Consider the following 16,769-nt stretch of genomic DNA (forward strand, 5'->3'; position numbering starts at 1 on the left):
GACAGCATCCGTGAAAAGAGCCGGGTTCGGTACTGGGAAATTTCCCAGTACGGCGCTCAGGGATTGATGATCTTGTTCCGAATCGCCAGCGCCACCGCATGCGTCCGGTTGACGGCGCCGAGCTTGCGCGCGGCAGCTGCAAGATGCTCTTCGGCGGTGCGCTGCGTGATGTGCAGGATCTCGCCGATTTCCCAGGCCGACTTCCCCTGCGAAGCCCAGGCGATCACTTCCCGCTCGCGCGGGGTGAGCCGCGTCGACGGATGCGGCGCCGGCTCGAGCAGACGCCGGATGTGGTCGAAGCCATACATCGCCATCAGGTGCAGTGCCGGCTTGCTGCGGGGATTGAGGTCGAGATGGACGCCGCCGAGCGACACGGCGGCCTCATAGCCGGTCAGCCCGTGGATCGGCACGATGAAGCCGCGCGACATGCGAAACTCGCTGGCGCGATTCATCACCTCGGCTGCGTTCGGTTCCAGTTCGGCGTCATAGGGGGCTTCCGACCACTCGAACGGATTGACCGATTGCCGGCACAACCGCACCACCGGGTCGAAGCGATCGTAATTGTTCTCGGTGTAGAGGCTGAACCATGCCGCCGGCCAGCGCTTGGCCAGCACCATCTGTGCAAATCGCTGGTCGGGATTCGGCAATCCCGTCACGATGATGGTTTCGAAGCCGAAGCGACCGAAGGCCACTTCAAGCGCATTCATGGCTTCTGGTACTTTGCGGTAGACGTCCAGGCCTTCGATGAAGTCGAGCGCCTCCCGGCCATAGTCTACGGCGAACATCAGTGCGTTTCCTGACTCTCGGACTCGCGTATAACACGTATTTGGCGAACGCCTCAATTCGAGGCTCCCGTAGTTTACCGGTGCCTGTTTGCTAAGACTCAATCTACTTGTGGAAGAAGTGCCCTCAAGTTACAGCTGTGACTTACGACGAGGGAAAACCACGATGGAAGACGAGAACATCGCCCTCAACAGCGTGCTCGGCCTGGAATTGAACCGCGTGTTTTTCGCCGTCCGCGAAACGGCGAACAAGCAGAAGATCATCGAGTTCGCGCGCAAGGTGCTGCAAAGCGAGCACGCGGAGGCGGCCGAGAACGCATCGCCCGAGGGCCCGGCGAGCTAGCCATCGCAGTTGCAACAAACGACGCCGATGCAACAGATCGCGCGGCGACGCGGCCCTTCCATTTGAACGCGCAGACCCAATCGAAACACTCAGACCGGGAAGTTCTTCGCCTTCTCCTGCTGGAGAAGATCGAAGCACCTAGCCGCGCCCTCGTGCCCCGGACGCGGCGCAGCGTCTCTTCGACGATGCGCTGCAGAGCCGGGGCCCACATTGCATGGAGGCATCGCCGCGACATGGGTCCCGGCTCTGCGCTGCAACGCCAAAGGCGTTGCAGCGCGTCCGGGACACGAGAGCGACTGGCCTCTTCCCGCCACATCGACACACACTTGCCGCTGGATGACATCACGGCTCTCGTGAGATGATGGTGGCCACCATGCTCATCCTTCGGATGCCAAGGCCATGATGACGCTACGCCAGGTCGAAGTGATCCGTGCCGTGATGGTGACGGGCACCATTGGCGGTGCGGCGAAGCTGCTCAACGTGTCGGCGCCAGGGATCAGCCGTCTGGTCAAATACACCGAACGCTCGCTCGGCATCCGCTTCTTTCAGCGCCAGAACGGGCGCTACTTCCCGACGCCGGAAGCCGAGAGCATCTTCGAGCAGATCAACGGGGTCTACAAGAAGGTCGACGATCTCTCCGAGATCATCTCCAAGATCGGCCGCGGCGGCCTGTCGGAGCTGCGCATCGGCTCGGTGCCCAGCATCTCGCAGGTGATGGTGCCGCGCGCGATCGAGCGCGTCCGCCGCCGCTATCCCGATCTCGGCATCGACATCAACATCCTCAAGCTCGAGGAAGCCATCGACTATCTCCTGCTCGGCCGCGGCGAGTGCGTCGCGATGAGCTACCGGCTGGAGCATTCCGGGCTCGACTTCATGCCACTCGCATCGGGCGAGCTCTATTGCATCGTGCCGCCGGGTCACGAGCTCGCCGGCCGCAAGCAGGTCTCGGCCGCCGAGATCACCCGCTATCCGCTGATCGGCATCGACCCGAACGATCCCTATGGGCGGATCATGGCCGAGATCTTTGCGCGCAACCGGCTCGACTACAACATCACCATCCGCGCGCGCTTCGGCACCACGGTCTGCGCGCTGGTGAAGGCGGGGCTCGGCATCGCCATCATCGACCAGTTCACGGTGGCCCATGGCGGCTATCCAGGGATCGAGCTGTTGAAGATCACCGAGCCGACACGGTTCGACACCTACGTCGCAGTGAAGCGCGGCGCGCCGCTGTCGCTGCATGCCGAGTATTTCATCGAGTCCCTGCGCACCGAGATGCGCGCGGTCGAGCCGTCCCGCGGCAACGGCAGGACCGTTTCGGCACGGAGCCGGAGGAAATAACATGATGTTAGGTTTGCCGGATAAAAGGGTAATTGTGTTAGGCGGCGGAAGGACTATCGTCGCAGCTGGAATTGCGCGGTTTTCCCGGCCAATGGCCGAGACCGGACGCTCCCAACGAGACGATGGCGAACCATGTCGAAGCGCGAATACGCCGCCAGCAAGAAGCTTCTCACCGGCCTGATCGGCGCGCCGATCGCGCATTCCGCGTCCCCCGCCATGCATGAGCGCGCCGCCGAGGCGCTGGGCCTGCGCGGTCACTACCAGCTCATCGAGGTCGCCGGCGCCGACGCGGCCGGGCTCCGCATGATGCTCGAAGGCGTACGGCGGCTCGGCTTCGCCGGCGTCAATGTCACCTACCCCTACAAGGAAGCTGTAGTCCCGCTGCTCGACGCGCTGGCGCCGGGCGCAGCCAGCATGGGCGCGGTCAACACCGTCGTCGTCGGAGATGGCCGGCTGACCGGCCACAACACCGACACCACGGGTTTCGCCCGGGCGGTGGCGCCACTGCTTGCGCCGTCCGGCAACGCCGTCGCGGTGATTGGCGCCGGCGGCGTTGGCAAGGCTATCGCGTTTGCGCTGGCGAGCCTGAAAGTCGCCGACATCCGCATTTTCGACAGCGAGCCGGCGCGCGCAGAGAAACTCGCTGGGCTGCTCGCCGGGCAAGGCGGCGCGAGGGTGGCTGGAAGCGTCGAGGACGCGCTCGTTGGCGCGACCGGTCTCGTCAACGGCACGCCAGTCGGCATGCTGCCGAGCCGTGACACGCCGGTACCGGCGGTGCTGCTCAGGGCGGACCTGTGGGTCGCTGACGCCGTCTATTCGCCGCTGATCACGCCGCTGCTCGCCGCAGCGCGAGAGAAAGGCGCTCGGATCATGACCGGGCGCGAGCTCGCGATCTACCAGGCCGCGGACGCCTTCGAACTGTTCACCGGCCTTGCCCCATCGACCGAAGTCATGGGAGAGGCTTTTGATGCCGTGATGGCTGCGCGTAGTGCCGCCTATCAGGCAGCTTGAGGCAAAGCGGCCGGACACAAGGCCGCTTGCAAGATTCGAAACGGGAGGAGAGGACGATGAAATCAACGCTATTGGTGGGCGCGCTGTTCACCATGATGACCGCAACGAGCGCCCACGCCCAGGCGATCAAGCTCGCCGACGTCGCCGAGTTGTCGGGCGGCGGCGCCACTGTCGGAACCAACTGGAAGAACGGAATCGACCTCGCGATCGAGGAGATCAACGCCAAGGGCGGCGTGCTCGGGCGCAAGCTGGAGGTCACCCACGCCGACTCGCAGTCCAATCCGGGCGTCGCCCGCGCGCAGGTGCAGAAGGCGCTCGACGCCGAACCCTATGTGCTGCTCGGGCCCGGCTATTCCGGCTCGGTGAAGGTCACCGCGCCGCTCGCCGCCGAGGCCGGCATCGCGCAGATCATGGGCGGCGAGGCCGCCGAGCTGACGCAGCAAGGTAACAAGTTCCTGTTCCGCACCTCGTTCGGCCAGCAATCCTCGATGCCGAAGGTCGCGAAATACATCCACGACGAGATGAAGGCTAAATCCGTTGCGGTGGTCTGGGTCAACAACGATTTCGGCCGCGGCGGCCGCGACGTCGTCGTCAAGGAGCTCGACCGGCTCGGCTCGAAGGTGGTCGCCGACCTCTCCACCGAAGCGGGCCAGGCCGATTTCGCTGCCGACGTCGGCAAGATCAAGGCCGCCAACCCGGACGCCGTGTTCGTGTATCTCAACGAAGAAGAGAGCGCGCGCATCCTCAAGGAGCTGAAGCGCCAGGGCGTCACTGCGCCGCTGATGGGCGAGACCACGCTGATCGGCCAGAAGGTGATCGAGCTGGCCGGCGATGCCGCCAACGGCGCGCGCGGCCATGTCGGCCTCACCACGGATGCCCCGGTCGATCTGATCAAAGCGTTCCGCGAGAAGTTCTCCAAGAAGTACAATTACGTGCCGGACCACAACGGCCTGAAGGGCTATCTCGCCGTCTATATGGTGAAGGCCACCACCGAGAAGATGGGCAAGGTCGACCCCAAGAAGTTCGCCGACACGCTGCACGGCCTGACCATCAAGGCCGCGGACGAGCCGGGCATCCTGATGGACGTCACCTTCAGCGATACCGGCGACATCGACCGTCAGAGCTTTCTGGTCGAGGTCGTCGAAGGCAAACAGGTCGTGAAGCAGGTGCTGCCGAAGGTGAAATGAGGTTCTTCGCCTCTCTCCGCTTGCGGGGAGAGGGAGAGGAAAGAGGGGAAAATGTCCAACCTATTCGATCTTCTGGTCGCGGGACTTGCCACTGGCGCGATCTACGCGCTGGTCGCGGTCGGCTTCACGCTATTGTGGCAGACCTCGCAGACCATCAATTTCGCGCAAGGCGAGTTCGTGATGCTGCCGGCGTTCCTGATGCTGGCGGCGATGCATGTGGGCGCGCCGTTCTGGCTCGCCATCATCCTCGGGATCCTGCTCTCGATGATCCTGCTCGGCCTCGCCTTCAAGCTGCTTCTGGTCGACCCGATGATGCGCCATGGCGTGCTGCCGCTGGCGATCGCGACGATGGCGCTCGCGATCGGCATCAAGGAGGCCGTCAAGCAGTTCTACAGCGCGGAAGCCTCGCCCTTCCCCTCGATCGTGCCGACCGGCGACATCTCCATCCTCGGCCATGCGCTGTCTCTGCAGAGCATCGGCGTGCTCGTCGTCGCCATCCTCGCCGTGGTCGGCCTGACAACGCTCTTGAATCGCAGCTCGCTCGGGCACCAGATGCAGGCTGCGGCGCAGAACCCGACGGTGGCGCGCATCATCGGCGTCCCGGTCGAGCGCATGATCCTGCTGACCTTCCTGATCAACGCCTTCCTGGTCGCGCTGGCTTCGCTGCTGATCACGCCGATTTACCTCGCAAAATTCTCCTCCGGCGAGGTGCTGGGCCAAGCCGCCTTCATCGCCGCGATCGTCGGCGGCTTCAACCAGGTGCGCGGCGCGATCGCCGGCGGCCTCTTGATCGGCGTGCTCGACAATCTCGCGGCCGCCTACGTCTCGACCCAGTATCGCGCCGCCGTGCCGATGCTCTTCCTGATCGTCGTCATCCTGTTACGGCCGCAGGGCTTGCTTGGCCGCGCCGAGGAGCGCACCGTATGAGCGGCTTCGCCAAACCCCTGAAGATCGCGCTTGGCCTTGCCGTCATCGCCGGCCTGGTCATCGTCCCCATGAACTTCAACCGCTACGGCCTGTTCATCCTGAGCCAATGGGCGGTGATGAGCATCGCCGCGATGGGCCTCAACCTCACGCTCGGCTATGCAGGCCAGGTCTCGCTGGCGCAGGGCGCGTTCGTCGGCATCGGCGCTTATGCGGCGGCGATCATGACGACGCATGGCTGGCCCCTGCCGGCGGCGATCGTGGTCGCGATCGTCCTCAGCTTCGCGGTCGGCTGGGTGCTCGGCTATCCCGCGCTGCGCGTGCAGCACCACTACCTCGCCTTCGTCACGCTCGCCTTCTCCACCCTCGCCTTCCTGGTGTTCCGCAACGAGAGCTGGCTCACCGGCGGCATCTACGGCATTTCCAACATTCCGCGGCCGCACGTTCTCGGGTTCGCGACCAACAAGCCGCTGCCCTTCTACTATGTCTGCCTCGGCTCGCTCGCGATCGTGTCGCTCGCGGTGTGGTGGCTGATCCGCTCGCCGTGGGGCCGCGCCTTCATGGCGCTGCGCGAAAATCCGCTGCGCGCGCAGTCGCTCGGCGTCGACACACGGCGCTACACGCTGATGGCGTTCGCGATCGGCTCGGCGCTCGGCGGCGTCGCCGGCGCGCTCTATGCGCCGCTGACGCAATATATCGACCCTGTTCCCTTCAACCTGTCGCTCTCGCTCGACCTGCTGATGATGGTGATCGTCGGCGGCGCCGGGTTCTATTTCGGTCCCTTCCTCGGCGCCATGATCGCGGTGCTGCTGCCGGAATGGCTGCGCTTCACCGAAGGCTATTATCTGATGCTCTACGCCGTCGCCGTGATACTGCTGCTGATCTGGTCGCCGACGGGCATCCTGGGAATCCTCGACCGCTATCTCGCCGAACGCCGTACCAAGGCGGCCTCCGCGCTGCGCGCCGTCGCGAAATCCCGCCTGGAGACGGCGCAATGAGTGCGGTCCTCGAAGTCACCGACATCAGGAAGAACTTCGGCGGCATCAGCGCCGTCGGCGGCGTCTCGTTCGACGTGCACGAGGGCGAGATCCTCGGCCTGATCGGCCCGAACGGCTGCGGCAAGTCGACCCTGTTCAACTGCATCCTCGGCCAGCTCACCCCGAGCGGCGGCGAAGTGAAGCTTGACGGGCGGGTCGTCACCGGCCTGCGTCCGTCCGAGCTCAACAAGCTCGGGGTGAGTCGCACCTTCCAGCTGCTGCAGGTGTTCCCAAAGCTCTCGGTGCGCGAGAATCTGATCCTCGCCGGGCAGGAGCACCAGGGCAACATGGCCTCGCGCCTGGTCGGCCGCTCCGATGCCGGGCTGACCGACGCCGCCAACCGGATGATCGGCTTCTTCAAGCTCGATCATCTCGCCGACGAGCCGGCCGGTGGACTCTCCTATGGCCAGCAGAAGCTGCTTGATGCCGCCATGGCCTTCATGGGCGGACCACGCCTGGTGCTGCTCGACGAGCCCGCCGGCGGCGTCAACCCGTCGATGCTGGCGGACCTCAAGGACCGGCTGATCGCGATCAATCGCGAGAAGAACGCCACCTTCGTCGTGATCGAGCACAACATGGAGTTCGTGATGTCGCTGTGCTCGCGCGTGATGGTCATGGCGGAGGGCAAGGTGCTGGCGACGGGCCGGCCGGACGAGGTGCGCAAGAACCCCGCCGTGATCGAAGCCTACCTCGGACATTAGGAGAGCGAGCCATGAGCGATCCGATCCTCTCGGTTCACAATCTCGTCGGCGGCTACGGCAAGATGACGATCTTGAACGGTACGACCTTCGCCGTGCCGCAGGCGACCATCACCACCATCATCGGCCCGAATGGCGCCGGCAAATCGACCGTGTTCAAGGCGATCTTCGGCCTGCTCAGGCTGCGCGATGGCAAGATCAACTTCGGGGGTCGCGACGTCACGAATCTGAGCCAGCGCGCGCTGCTCAATGCCGGCATCTGCTACGTGCCGCAGGGGCGCAACATCTTTCCCGAGCTGTCGGTGCGCCACAATATCGAGCTCGGCGGCGTCGCCGCCGACAAGGGCCTCGACCTGCCCAGGCGGATCGAGGCCGCGCTCGACCTGTTCCCGGCGCTGCGTCGCAAGTCTGCGCAGCAGGCCTCGACGCTGTCGGGCGGCGAGCAGAAGCAGCTCGAGATTGCCCGCTCGCTGCTGCTCGAGCCGAAGCTGGTGCTGATCGACGAACCCTCGATCGGCCTGTCGCCGCTGATGGTGCAGCAGACCTTCGATATCCTGAAATCCCTGCGCGACAATGGCGTCACGATCCTGATGATCGAGCAGAACGCGCGCTCGGCACTGGAAATCTCGGACATCGGCATCGTGCTCGAGCTCGGCCAGACCCGCATGGTCGACGACGCAAAGCGCATCCTGAATGACCCGCGCATCGGCCAGCTCTTCCTCGGCGGGGCTATGGAGGAGAGCGCGGCATGAACAAGCGCTCGATCGCAACGGTCTCCCTCTCCGGTGCCCTCGACGAAAAGCTCCGCGCCATCGCAGCTGCCGGCTTCGACGCGGTCGAGATTTTCGAGAACGATCTGCTGTCGTTCGGCGCAGGCCCGCGCGACATCGCAAAGCTCTGCCGCGATCTCAGTGTCGAGATCTGCGCGTTCCAGCCGTTCCGCGATTTCGAAGGCATGCCGGAGCCCCAGCGCACGCGCAATTTCGCACGCGCCGAGCGCAAGTTCGATCTGATGCAGGAGCTCGGCACCGAATTGCTGCTGATCTGCTCCAACGTGTCGCCCGCCTCGCTCGGTGGCATCGACCGCGCTGCGGACGATTTTCGCGAGCTTGGCGAGCGCGCCGCCAAGCGCGGCTTGCGCGTCGGCTACGAAGCGCTGGCCTGGGGCCGCCATGTCAACGACCATCGCGACGCCTGGGAGATCGTGCGCCGCGCCGATCATCCCGCGATCGGCGTCATCCTCGATAGTTTTCACGCACTGGCGCCGGGCTTTCCGACCCGCCCAATCGCTTCGATCCCCGGCGACAAGATCTTTCTGGTGCAGCTTGCGGACGCGCCAAAGCTCGAGCTCGACATCCTGTCCTGGAGCCGGCACTTCCGCTCCTTCCCCGGCCAGGGCGACCTGCCGGTCGCCGAGTTCATGGCCGCGATCGCGGCAACCGGCTACGCCGGGCCGCTGTCGCTGGAGATCTTCAACGACCAGTTCCGCGCCGGCTCGGCGGCGCAGACTGCGATCGACGGGCTGCGCTCGCTGATCCTGCTGGAGGACCAGCTCGCACCGGACTGGCCGAAGCTTGCCGGCGAGCCGCTCGCGCCGAAAGCCAGGAGCCGCGGCACCGGCTTCATCGAGTTCGCCGTCAACGAGACCAAGGCGGGCGAACTCGGACGCCTGTTTTCGCAGCTCGGTTTCCGCAAGACAGGCAAGCATCGCAGCAAGGCGGTCGAGCGCTGGTCGCAGGGCAAGGTCGAGCTCGTCATCAATTGCGAGACCGACGGCTTTGCCCATTCGCACTACGTCACGCATGGTCCCGGCGTCTGCGCGATTGCGCTCGATGTCGACAATGCCGGCCTCGCCATGCAGCGCGCCGAGACGCTGAAGGCGCGCACGTTCTACCAGCCGGTCGGGCCGGGCGAGCTGGAAATTCCCGCGATCCACGGCGTCGGCGGCAGCCTGCTCTATTTCCTGGATCAGGCCGGCAAGAACTGGGACACCGATTTCGAACTCGTCACGAGCGATGCAAGCACGGACGCGCTGCTCGCCGTCGACCACATCGCGCAGTCGATGCCCTATGACGAGATGCTGTCCTGGCTGCTGTTCTACACCGGCATCCTCGATCTGAAGCGGCAGCCGCAGATGGAGATCGTCGACCCCAGAGGCCTCGTGCAGAGCCAGGCCATCATCAACGGCGACGAAAGCCTGCGTTTCGTGCTCAACGGCTCCTCCGCCAACCGCACGCTGCCAGCGCGCTTCATCTCGGAATTCTTCGGCTCCGGCGTGCAGCACGTCGCGTTCGCGTGCCGGGATATCTTTGCGACCGTTGCCGCGATGCGCAAGCGCGGCGCGGACTTCCTGGATATCCCCGAGAACTACTACGATGATATCGAAGCCAAATACGACCTCGCTCCCGAACTGATGGCGCAGCTGCGCGCCAACCACATCCTCTACGACCGTGAGGGCGACGGCGAGTTCTTCCAGGTCTACACCCACATCTTCGATGAGCGGTTCTTCTTCGAGATCGTCGAGCGGCGGGATTACCAGGGATTTGGCGCGGCCAACGCCGGCATCAGGCTCGCAGCGCAGGCCCGCGAAGTGCGTCCCGCAAGCATGCCGCGGATGTGATGACCCTCTCCCCTTGTGGGCAGGGCAATCGCATTTGAATATTGCAGAGGTCGTCATGCCCGGGCTTGTCCCGGGCATCCACGTTCTTTGTGCTGCGTGGAAAGGCGTGGATGGCCGGGACAAGCCCGGCCATGACGCTGTGGAAACAGTCGGTACCCACAGCCACGTCTCATATGCGATAGCCCTGCCCTTGTGGGAGCGGGTGGCTCGCCGCGACAGCGGCGAGACGGGTGAGGGGTCTCTCTCCGCATGCAAACCTCTTGCTTCTGAATACGCGGAAGCAACCCCTCATCCGGCGCTGCGCGCCACCTTCTCCCACAAGGGGAGAAGGGGCAACGTCGCTTGTGGCTACTTCATCTTGCACTTGTCGTGGAAGCGATCCTGGTCGTTCTCGACGATGGTGGCGACGGTCTTCAGCGCGAGCTGGCCTTCGGAATCCTTGACCACGTCCTGGAGGTAGAAGGTCTGGATCGGGATGTGATTGTTGCCGAACTTGAACGCACCGCGCACCGACTTGAAGTTGGCCTTCTCCATCTCGGCCTTCATCTCGTCCTTCTTCGAGGTGTCACCGTTCACGGCGACGACGGCGCTGTTGATCAGGTTCGCGGCGTCATAGGACTGCGCACCGTAGAAGGTCGGGCGCAGGCCGGTATACTTCTTGCGGTAGTCGGCGACGAAGCGCTTGTTCTGCTCGTTGGGGAGGTCGTTGACCCATTGCTGCGCGCCGGGCACCCCGAGCGCGTTCTCCTTCTGGAGCGGCAGCGAGAGCTCGTCGATGGTGAAGGCGGTGTAGAGCGGCATCGTGCTCTTCAGCCCGGCCTGGGCATATTGATTGAGGAATTGCACGCCGGCGGCGCCGGGGTAGAACACGAAGATCGACTCCGCGCCGGAGGCGCGCGCCTTGGAGAGCTCGGCGGAGAAGTCGAGCTGGCTCGGCCACACCGTGTATTCCTCACCCACGACCTGGCCCTTGAACGTGCTCTTGACGCCGGCCAGCATGTCCTTGCCGGCGGCGTAGTTCGGGCCGATCAGGAACACCGACTTGACGCCCTTCTGGTTCATGTAGGTGCCGACCGCCTGCGGGGTCTGGTCGTTCTGCCAGGAGGTCGAGAACACGTAAGGCGAGCACAGCTCGCCCGCGAGCTGCGACGGACCGGCATTGGCCGAGATCAGGAAGGTCTTCGAATCGACCGCGGTCTTCAGCGAGGCGAGCAGCACGTTGGACCAGATATAGCCGACGATGAAGTCGACCTTGTCCGACTGCACCAGTTTCTCGGTCTTCTGCTTGCCGACGTCGGGCTTCTGCCCGTCGTCCTCGTAGATCACTTCCACCGGCTTGCCGCCCATCTTGCGGCCGAGGTGATCGAGCGCGAGCTCAAAGGAATTGCGCATGTCGTTGCCGATCACGGCGGTCGGGCCGCTGAAGGTCGAGACGAAACCGATCTTGATGGTGTCGCCGGCGAATGCCTGATTTGCCAGCACCAGCGCCGCTGCGCCCGCCAGCCAAAATGCCGTCCTCATAACCACTCCCTCCTTATTATCGGTCCCGGAAGCGGGGTGATCGCCGCTCCAAGCCTGTCTCTATTGAACGCAAAATCTGTCGAGCCGCCAATGGCTCAGCGTACGCCCTGCACCATATTTCGCCTCAATCAGCGATGGCAAGAAATATAATTCTACTCGTTTCGGCCGAGGTCGGCCCAAGGCCGGCCCACCGCCGGTCCGGGCGCTGCGGCGCTTTTTCGCGCCCGATCGATACATCAGGCCTATGTGGCGATTGATGACAGCTATTGGACCGCGGCCCCCAATCCGCACTTAAATGAAGGTGAGCAGCAGCGAGATTCGAGGGTGCATCATGACCGCAAATCCCCATCGCGTCGTCATCGTCGGCGCCGGCTTCGGCGGGCTGGAAGCGACCTACCGGCTTGCGGGAGCGCCGGTCGAGATCACGCTGATCGACCGCCGCAATCATCATCTGTTCCAGCCGCTGCTCTACCAGGTCGCGACCGCCTCGCTCGCGACCAGCGAGATCGCCTGGCCAATCCGCCATCTCATGCGCGATCGCCGCGAGGTGACGACACTGTTTGCCACCGTGAGCGGGGTCGACACGGCGCGTCGCTGCGTGCTCATCGACGATGGCAGCGAGGTGCCCTACGACACGCTGGTGCTCGCCACCGGCGCGCGGCACGCCTATTTCGGCCACGACGAATGGGAGCAGTTCGCGCCCGGCCTGAAGACCCTGGAGGATGCGACCACGCTGCGCCGGCACATTCTGGTGGCGTTCGAGCGCGCCGAGCGCGAGACCGATCCGGAGAGGCGCGCGGCGCGGCTGACCTTCGTCATCGTCGGGGCCGGCCCGACCGGCGTCGAACTCGCCGGCACCATCGCCGAGATGGCGCATCACACCCTGCCCGGCGATTTCCGCAACATCGACACGCACAAGGCGCGCGTCGTGCTGATCGAGGCGGGCCCGCGCGTGCTCGCAGGATTTCCCGACGACCTCTCGGCCTATGCCCAGGCCTCGCTGGAAAAGATCGGCGTCGAGGTCGTGCTCGGCCAGGCCGTCACCGAGATCAATCGCGAGGGCGTCGTGTTCGGCGGCAAGCTGCTCGAGGCGAAGACCAGAATCTGGGCCGCCGGCGTTCGCGCTTCGCCCGCGGCCGAATGGCTGGGCGCCCCCAGCGACCGCGCCGGGCGCGTGCAGGTCGAAGCCGACCTCACCATTCCCGGCCATCCCGAGATCTTTGCGATCGGCGACACCGTCAGCATCAACGCCTGGAACGGCAAGCCGGTGCCCGGCATCGCACCGGCCGCCAAGCAGCAGGGCCGCCACGTCGCCGAGACCATCAAGGCACGCCTGCGCGGCGCTGCGACCGGCTCGTTCCGCTACAAGCATGCCGGCAGCCTCGCCCAGATCGGCAAGCGCCTGGCAGTGATCGATTTCGGCCGCATCAAGCTGCGCGGTGCTATCGCATGGTGGATCTGGGGCATCGCCCACATCTACTTCCTGATCGGCCTGCGCCACCGCCTCAGCGTCGCGCTGAGCTGGCTCTGGATCTACTCCCGCGATCAGCGCGCGGCGCGGTTGATCACGCAGGGTAGCAGCAAGGTCGTGGGGTGAGACTGTTCTCGCGTCCCGGACGCGGCGCGGCATGTCCCGGCGATGCGAAGCATCGTCCGGTGTGACGCGACGCAGAGCCGGGATCAGAAGCGGTGGGCCCCGGCTCTGCGGCGCAACGCTTCACGCTGCACCGCGTCCGGGGCACGAGACCATTCATTTTCTACTTCACCAGCTCACATCCGCCTTCCGTCAGCGGACGGAACGCCTGCTCGGCGGGAATCGTCGAGACCAGCTTGTAGTAGTCATATGGATATTTCGACTCCTCCGGCTTCTTCACCTCGAACAGGTACATGGGGTGCACGACGCGGCCGTCCTGGCGGATCGTGGTGTCGCCGAACAGCTTGTCCTTGCCCCTGAACTTCTTCATCTCGGGCACGACGTTCCTGGCATTGTCACTGCCGGTGGCTGCAACCGCATTGAGATAGGCGAGCGTTGAGGCATAGACGCCGGCCTGATTGCCGCTCGGCATCTTGCCGTTCATTCCGGGCCGGGCGGCGAAGCGCTTGGCAAAGGCGCGGGTGTCCTCATTCATGTCCCAATAGAAGGCCTCCATGAGCTGGAGCCCTTGGGCGACCTTGATGCCCATGCCGTGGATGTCGTTGATGAAGAGCAGAAACGCGACGAGCTTCTGGCCGCTCTGCTGGATGCCGAATTCGGCCGCCTGCTTCACCGCGTTGATGGTGTCGCCGCCGGCATTGGCAAGGCCGATCACCTGTGCCTTCGAGCTCTGCGCCTGCAACAGGAAGGACGCGAAATCGGAGGTGCCGAGCGGATGCTTCGAGGACCCGAGCACCTTGCCGCCGTGACCTTCGATATATTTCTGCGCCTCCGCCTCGATGCCCTTGCCCAGCGCATAGTCGACTGTCAGGAAATACCAGTCCTTGCCGCCACGCGACATCATCGCGGCCGCCGTGGTGTTGCCGGTTGCCCAGGCGTCATTGACCCATTGGATGGTGTTCGGCGAGCAGGCCTTGCCGGTGAGATCCGAGCTTGCGGTCGAGGACGCCAGGAACGTCATGCGACTGTCGCGCAGCAGGGCATTGATGGAGAGGCCGACCGCCGAGTTCGGTACGTCGACGATGGCATCGACGCCCTCGACATCGAGCCACTTGCGGGCGATGGCGTTGCCGACGTCGGCCTTGTTCTGGTGATCGGCGTAGACGATCTCGACCTTGATGCCCTTGCCGCCGCCGTTGAAATCCTCCGCCGCCATGCGCGCGGCCTCGACCGAGCCCATGCCGTTGGTGTCCTGGAAGATGCCGGAGATGTCGTTGAGCACGCCGACGCGCACGACATTGTCCGATATCTGGGCGCTTGCGGCGCCGGTTGCCAGGCTCGCAGCCAGCGCGAGCGTCCACTTCAGACGTTTCATCATTCCCTCCCCTGTTGGATCGATTGCCGCGCCGGTCGATGCCGGCGCGTTTGAAAAATCAGACCTGCCGTTCGGGCAGTCTCAGCACGAGCCCATCGAGTGCGGGCGCGATCTTGATCTGACAGGACAGCCGGCTGTTCGGCAGCCGCTCGCTCGCGGTACCGTCGAGCAGCGCATCCTCGTCATCCGCCATGTCAGGCAGGCGCGCGAGCCAGCTGTCATCGACGTAGACGTGGCAGGTCGCACACATGGCATTGCCGCCGCATTCGGCCAGAATGCCGTCGAGCCCGTGACGAGTCGCGGCCTGCATGGCGCTCTCGCCGTCGCCGGCCTCGACGCGGTCGGACTTGCCGTCGGGATGAATGAAGGTGATGGCGGGCATGAGCTCCTCGTCAGGCCGGAATGATGGTGACAGGCAGGCTGTCGAGCCCGCGCAGCGTGTTGTTGAAGCGGCGCTTCGGCTCGCCGGTGATCTCGATCTTTGCGATGCGCCGGGCCAGCGCCGTCAGCATCACCTCGCCTTCGAGGCGGGCGACGAGCTGGCCGACGCACATGTGGATGCCGGAACCGAAGCCGACATGGCCGGAGGTGCGGCGGGTGATGTCGTAGCTGTCGGGCTTGTCCCAGCGGCGCGGATCGCGATTGGCGGCGGCCAAGAACATCAGCACCTTCTCGCCCTCGCCGATCCGCGCGCCGGAGAGCTCGACCTCGCGCGTCGTGGTGCGGAAAAAGGTCTGCACCGGGCTTTCGAAGCGCACGGCCTCCTCGAAGGCGCCACGGGCGAGCGTGAGATCCTCGCGCAGGCGCTGCCATTGATCCGGGAAGCGGGCGAGGCAATAGACCGCGGCCCCGATGCCGTTGACGGTGGTGTCGAGACCGGCCGACAGCAGTGAGCGCACCAACAGCGGCGCCTCGGTCGCCGTGATGGCACCTTCGTCGACCTGTGCATGAATGCACGCCCCAAAGCCACCCGGCGCCAGGTTCTCGCGCTGACACTGCTCGGCGACATAGGCCTGGTGCGGTGCCGAGCGTTCGATCGCCTCCTGGCGCAACTGGTTGGGCGGACCGAAGGCGTTGAACACCACGCTGGCATAGGGAATCAGATGCTCCCGCCCCTCCGGCTTCAGGCCGAGCGCATCCGGGAAGATCGAGAGCGGATAGGCTTCCGCAAGATCCGTGATCGCATCGAAGCTGCGCCTCTCCAGCAGCGCATCGACCCGCGCCTCGGCCGCTGCGGCAAAGCGATCCCGGACCTGCTTCATCACCGTCGGCGACAACACTTTTGACAGCACGGCGCGGGTACGGGTGTGTGCAGGCGGATCGGCCTCGAGGATCAGGCTCGGCGGCCGCCACGGCGCCTCCTTCTTGAAGTCGGAGAGGCCGACGCCGCGGCTCGAGCAGAAGGTCGCGGGATCGTTCAGCACGGCATGGACCTCGGCGTAGCGCGCGACGGCGTACACGTTCCATTTGTCCAGATAGACCACGGGCCCCGCTTCCCGCAGCAGCTCATGCGTGGGGTAGGGGTCGGCAAAAAACTTCATGTCGAAGGGATCGACGTCGAGATGCGGAATGCCTGATCCAGCGGGGCCGGATGCGGTCATGGAAGACCTCCCTCATTTTGATCTTGTGAAAGGGGAGCGCATGCCCTTAGGTCAGCAGGCCCGCCGCGAGTCAGAAACCCGATATGCCGCCGTCTTCGACCAGAGTCCGCCAGAAGCCCGCGCCCACGGATGTGGGACCGACGCTCGATCTCGACCGTTACGTCCCGGCGTTCATCACCTTCATCGCCAACAAGCTTTCGAACAGCGCGACCGCGTTCTATCAGAAGCAGTTCGGCGTGAACGTCACGGAATGGCGGATCATGTCGCTGCTGGCGATCGAACCCGGCATTCCGGCCTCGCGCATCTGCCACGTCATCGGCTTCGACAAGGGACCGGTGAGCCGGACACTGGCAGGACTGGAGAAGCGCGGGCTGGTCTCGATCCGCACCGATCCGAACGACGGCCGCACCCATTCGATCTCGCTGACGACGAGGGGCCGCGCCACCCATGACAAGGTGATCGTCGCTGCGTTCGAACGAGAGCGGCGCCTGCTGTCCTGCCTCAGCAAGGACGAGCGCGAGGTGCTGATCGAACTGCTGCGCCGGCTGCACGAAAATCTCGGCGCGGTGACCGGCAGCACCGAGGTCTGACAGGTCCCGCAACAGGGACCATCTTCCATCCCCAGGCATGCGCCCGCGTTTGCCGACGGCACCATGTCTGCCGCGCATTGTTTCCTCCAGAATTAGACGCAGCAGTTCGCCTGCCGTCGTCCTTGTCTGGAACGGTTCGCACAAATTA

Annotated in this window: 16 protein-coding genes; 11 read left to right on the plus strand and 5 right to left on the minus strand. The window is 64.8% G+C overall.

Annotated elements, in window-relative coordinates:
• Positions 1-56: 56 nt before the first annotated feature.
• On the minus strand, positions 57-785 hold the full coding sequence (locus ACM42_RS07740) for a helix-turn-helix transcriptional regulator (protein ID WP_271527321.1): 729 nt from the start codon (positions 783-785) through the stop codon (positions 57-59).
• 163 nt (positions 786-948) lie between these two features.
• Here ACM42_RS07740 and ACM42_RS07745 point away from each other — a divergent pair, with 163 nt between their 5' ends.
• The 9 genes from ACM42_RS07745 to ACM42_RS07785 all read left to right on the plus strand — a co-directional run bounded on the left by ACM42_RS07745 (position 949) and on the right by ACM42_RS07785 (position 9,940).
• On the plus strand, positions 949-1,125 hold the full coding sequence (locus ACM42_RS07745; protein ID WP_271527322.1) for a hypothetical protein: 177 nt from the start codon (positions 949-951) through the stop codon (positions 1,123-1,125).
• A 399-nt stretch (positions 1,126-1,524) separates the two neighbouring features.
• The gene (locus tag ACM42_RS07750) at positions 1,525-2,463 is read left to right on the plus strand and encodes a LysR family transcriptional regulator (protein ID WP_271527323.1); all 939 of its coding nucleotides are present in this window, start codon (positions 1,525-1,527) and stop codon (positions 2,461-2,463) included.
• 132 nt (positions 2,464-2,595) lie between these two features.
• A complete protein-coding gene (locus tag ACM42_RS07755) occupies positions 2,596-3,474 on the plus strand; it encodes a shikimate dehydrogenase (RefSeq protein ID WP_271527324.1) in 879 nt (292 codons plus the stop codon).
• A 56-nt stretch (positions 3,475-3,530) separates the two neighbouring features.
• Complete coding sequence (locus ACM42_RS07760; protein WP_271527325.1) at positions 3,531-4,661, plus strand: ABC transporter substrate-binding protein; 1,131 nt, start codon at positions 3,531-3,533, stop codon at positions 4,659-4,661.
• A gap of 51 nt (positions 4,662-4,712) precedes the next feature.
• Positions 4,713-5,588: a branched-chain amino acid ABC transporter permease gene (locus ACM42_RS07765; RefSeq protein ID WP_271527326.1), complete on the plus strand. Its 876-nt coding sequence runs from the start codon at positions 4,713-4,715 to the stop codon at positions 5,586-5,588.
• Complete coding sequence (locus tag ACM42_RS07770) at positions 5,585-6,583, plus strand: branched-chain amino acid ABC transporter permease (RefSeq protein WP_271527327.1); 999 nt, start codon at positions 5,585-5,587, stop codon at positions 6,581-6,583. Before ACM42_RS07765 ends, ACM42_RS07770 begins: the two co-directional genes overlap by 4 nt.
• The gene (locus ACM42_RS07775) at positions 6,580-7,323 is read left to right on the plus strand and encodes an ABC transporter ATP-binding protein (protein ID WP_271527328.1); all 744 of its coding nucleotides are present in this window, start codon (positions 6,580-6,582) and stop codon (positions 7,321-7,323) included. The genes ACM42_RS07770 and ACM42_RS07775 overlap by 4 nt, the downstream gene beginning before the upstream one ends.
• Positions 7,324-7,334: 11 nt before the next feature.
• A complete protein-coding gene (locus tag ACM42_RS07780) occupies positions 7,335-8,072 on the plus strand; it encodes an ABC transporter ATP-binding protein (protein WP_271527329.1) in 738 nt (245 codons plus the stop codon).
• Positions 8,069-9,940, plus strand: coding sequence for a bifunctional sugar phosphate isomerase/epimerase/4-hydroxyphenylpyruvate dioxygenase family protein (locus ACM42_RS07785; protein ID WP_271527331.1), 1,872 nt, complete (start codon positions 8,069-8,071; stop codon positions 9,938-9,940). Before ACM42_RS07780 ends, ACM42_RS07785 begins: the two co-directional genes overlap by 4 nt.
• 348 nt (positions 9,941-10,288) lie before the next feature.
• Here ACM42_RS07785 and ACM42_RS07790 read toward each other — a convergent pair whose 3' ends face one another.
• A complete protein-coding gene (locus ACM42_RS07790; RefSeq protein WP_271527333.1) occupies positions 10,289-11,461 on the minus strand; it encodes an ABC transporter substrate-binding protein in 1,173 nt (390 codons plus the stop codon).
• Positions 11,462-11,792: 331 nt separating this feature from the next.
• Here ACM42_RS07790 and ACM42_RS07795 point away from each other — a divergent pair, with 331 nt between their 5' ends.
• Positions 11,793-13,058, plus strand: a complete 1,266-nt coding sequence (locus ACM42_RS07795) for an NAD(P)/FAD-dependent oxidoreductase (protein WP_271527335.1) — start codon at positions 11,793-11,795, stop codon at positions 13,056-13,058.
• Positions 13,059-13,218: 160 nt separating this feature from the next.
• Here ACM42_RS07795 and ACM42_RS07800 read toward each other — a convergent pair whose 3' ends face one another.
• The 3 genes from ACM42_RS07800 to ACM42_RS07810 are packed head-to-tail and all read right to left on the minus strand — an operon-like array spanning position 13,219 to position 16,031.
• Positions 13,219-14,430: an ABC transporter substrate-binding protein gene (locus ACM42_RS07800; protein WP_271527337.1), complete on the minus strand. Its 1,212-nt coding sequence runs from the start codon at positions 14,428-14,430 to the stop codon at positions 13,219-13,221.
• Positions 14,431-14,488: 58 nt separating this feature from the next.
• Positions 14,489-14,812 (minus strand): 2Fe-2S iron-sulfur cluster-binding protein, encoded by a 324-nt coding sequence (locus tag ACM42_RS07805; protein WP_271527339.1) that lies wholly within the window; start codon positions 14,810-14,812, stop codon positions 14,489-14,491.
• A 10-nt stretch (positions 14,813-14,822) separates the two neighbouring features.
• Positions 14,823-16,031 (minus strand): cytochrome P450, encoded by a 1,209-nt coding sequence (locus ACM42_RS07810; protein WP_271527341.1) that lies wholly within the window; start codon positions 16,029-16,031, stop codon positions 14,823-14,825.
• An 83-nt stretch (positions 16,032-16,114) separates the two neighbouring features.
• Between ACM42_RS07810 and ACM42_RS07815 the strand changes: the two genes are divergently transcribed.
• Complete coding sequence (locus ACM42_RS07815) at positions 16,115-16,621, plus strand: MarR family winged helix-turn-helix transcriptional regulator (protein WP_271527343.1); 507 nt, start codon at positions 16,115-16,117, stop codon at positions 16,619-16,621.
• The last annotated feature ends 148 nt before the right edge of the window (positions 16,622-16,769 follow it).

Source organism: Bradyrhizobium sp. CCBAU 25338, assembly GCF_028128965.1.
Taxonomy (GTDB): Bacteria; Pseudomonadota; Alphaproteobacteria; order Rhizobiales; family Xanthobacteraceae; genus Bradyrhizobium; species Bradyrhizobium liaoningense.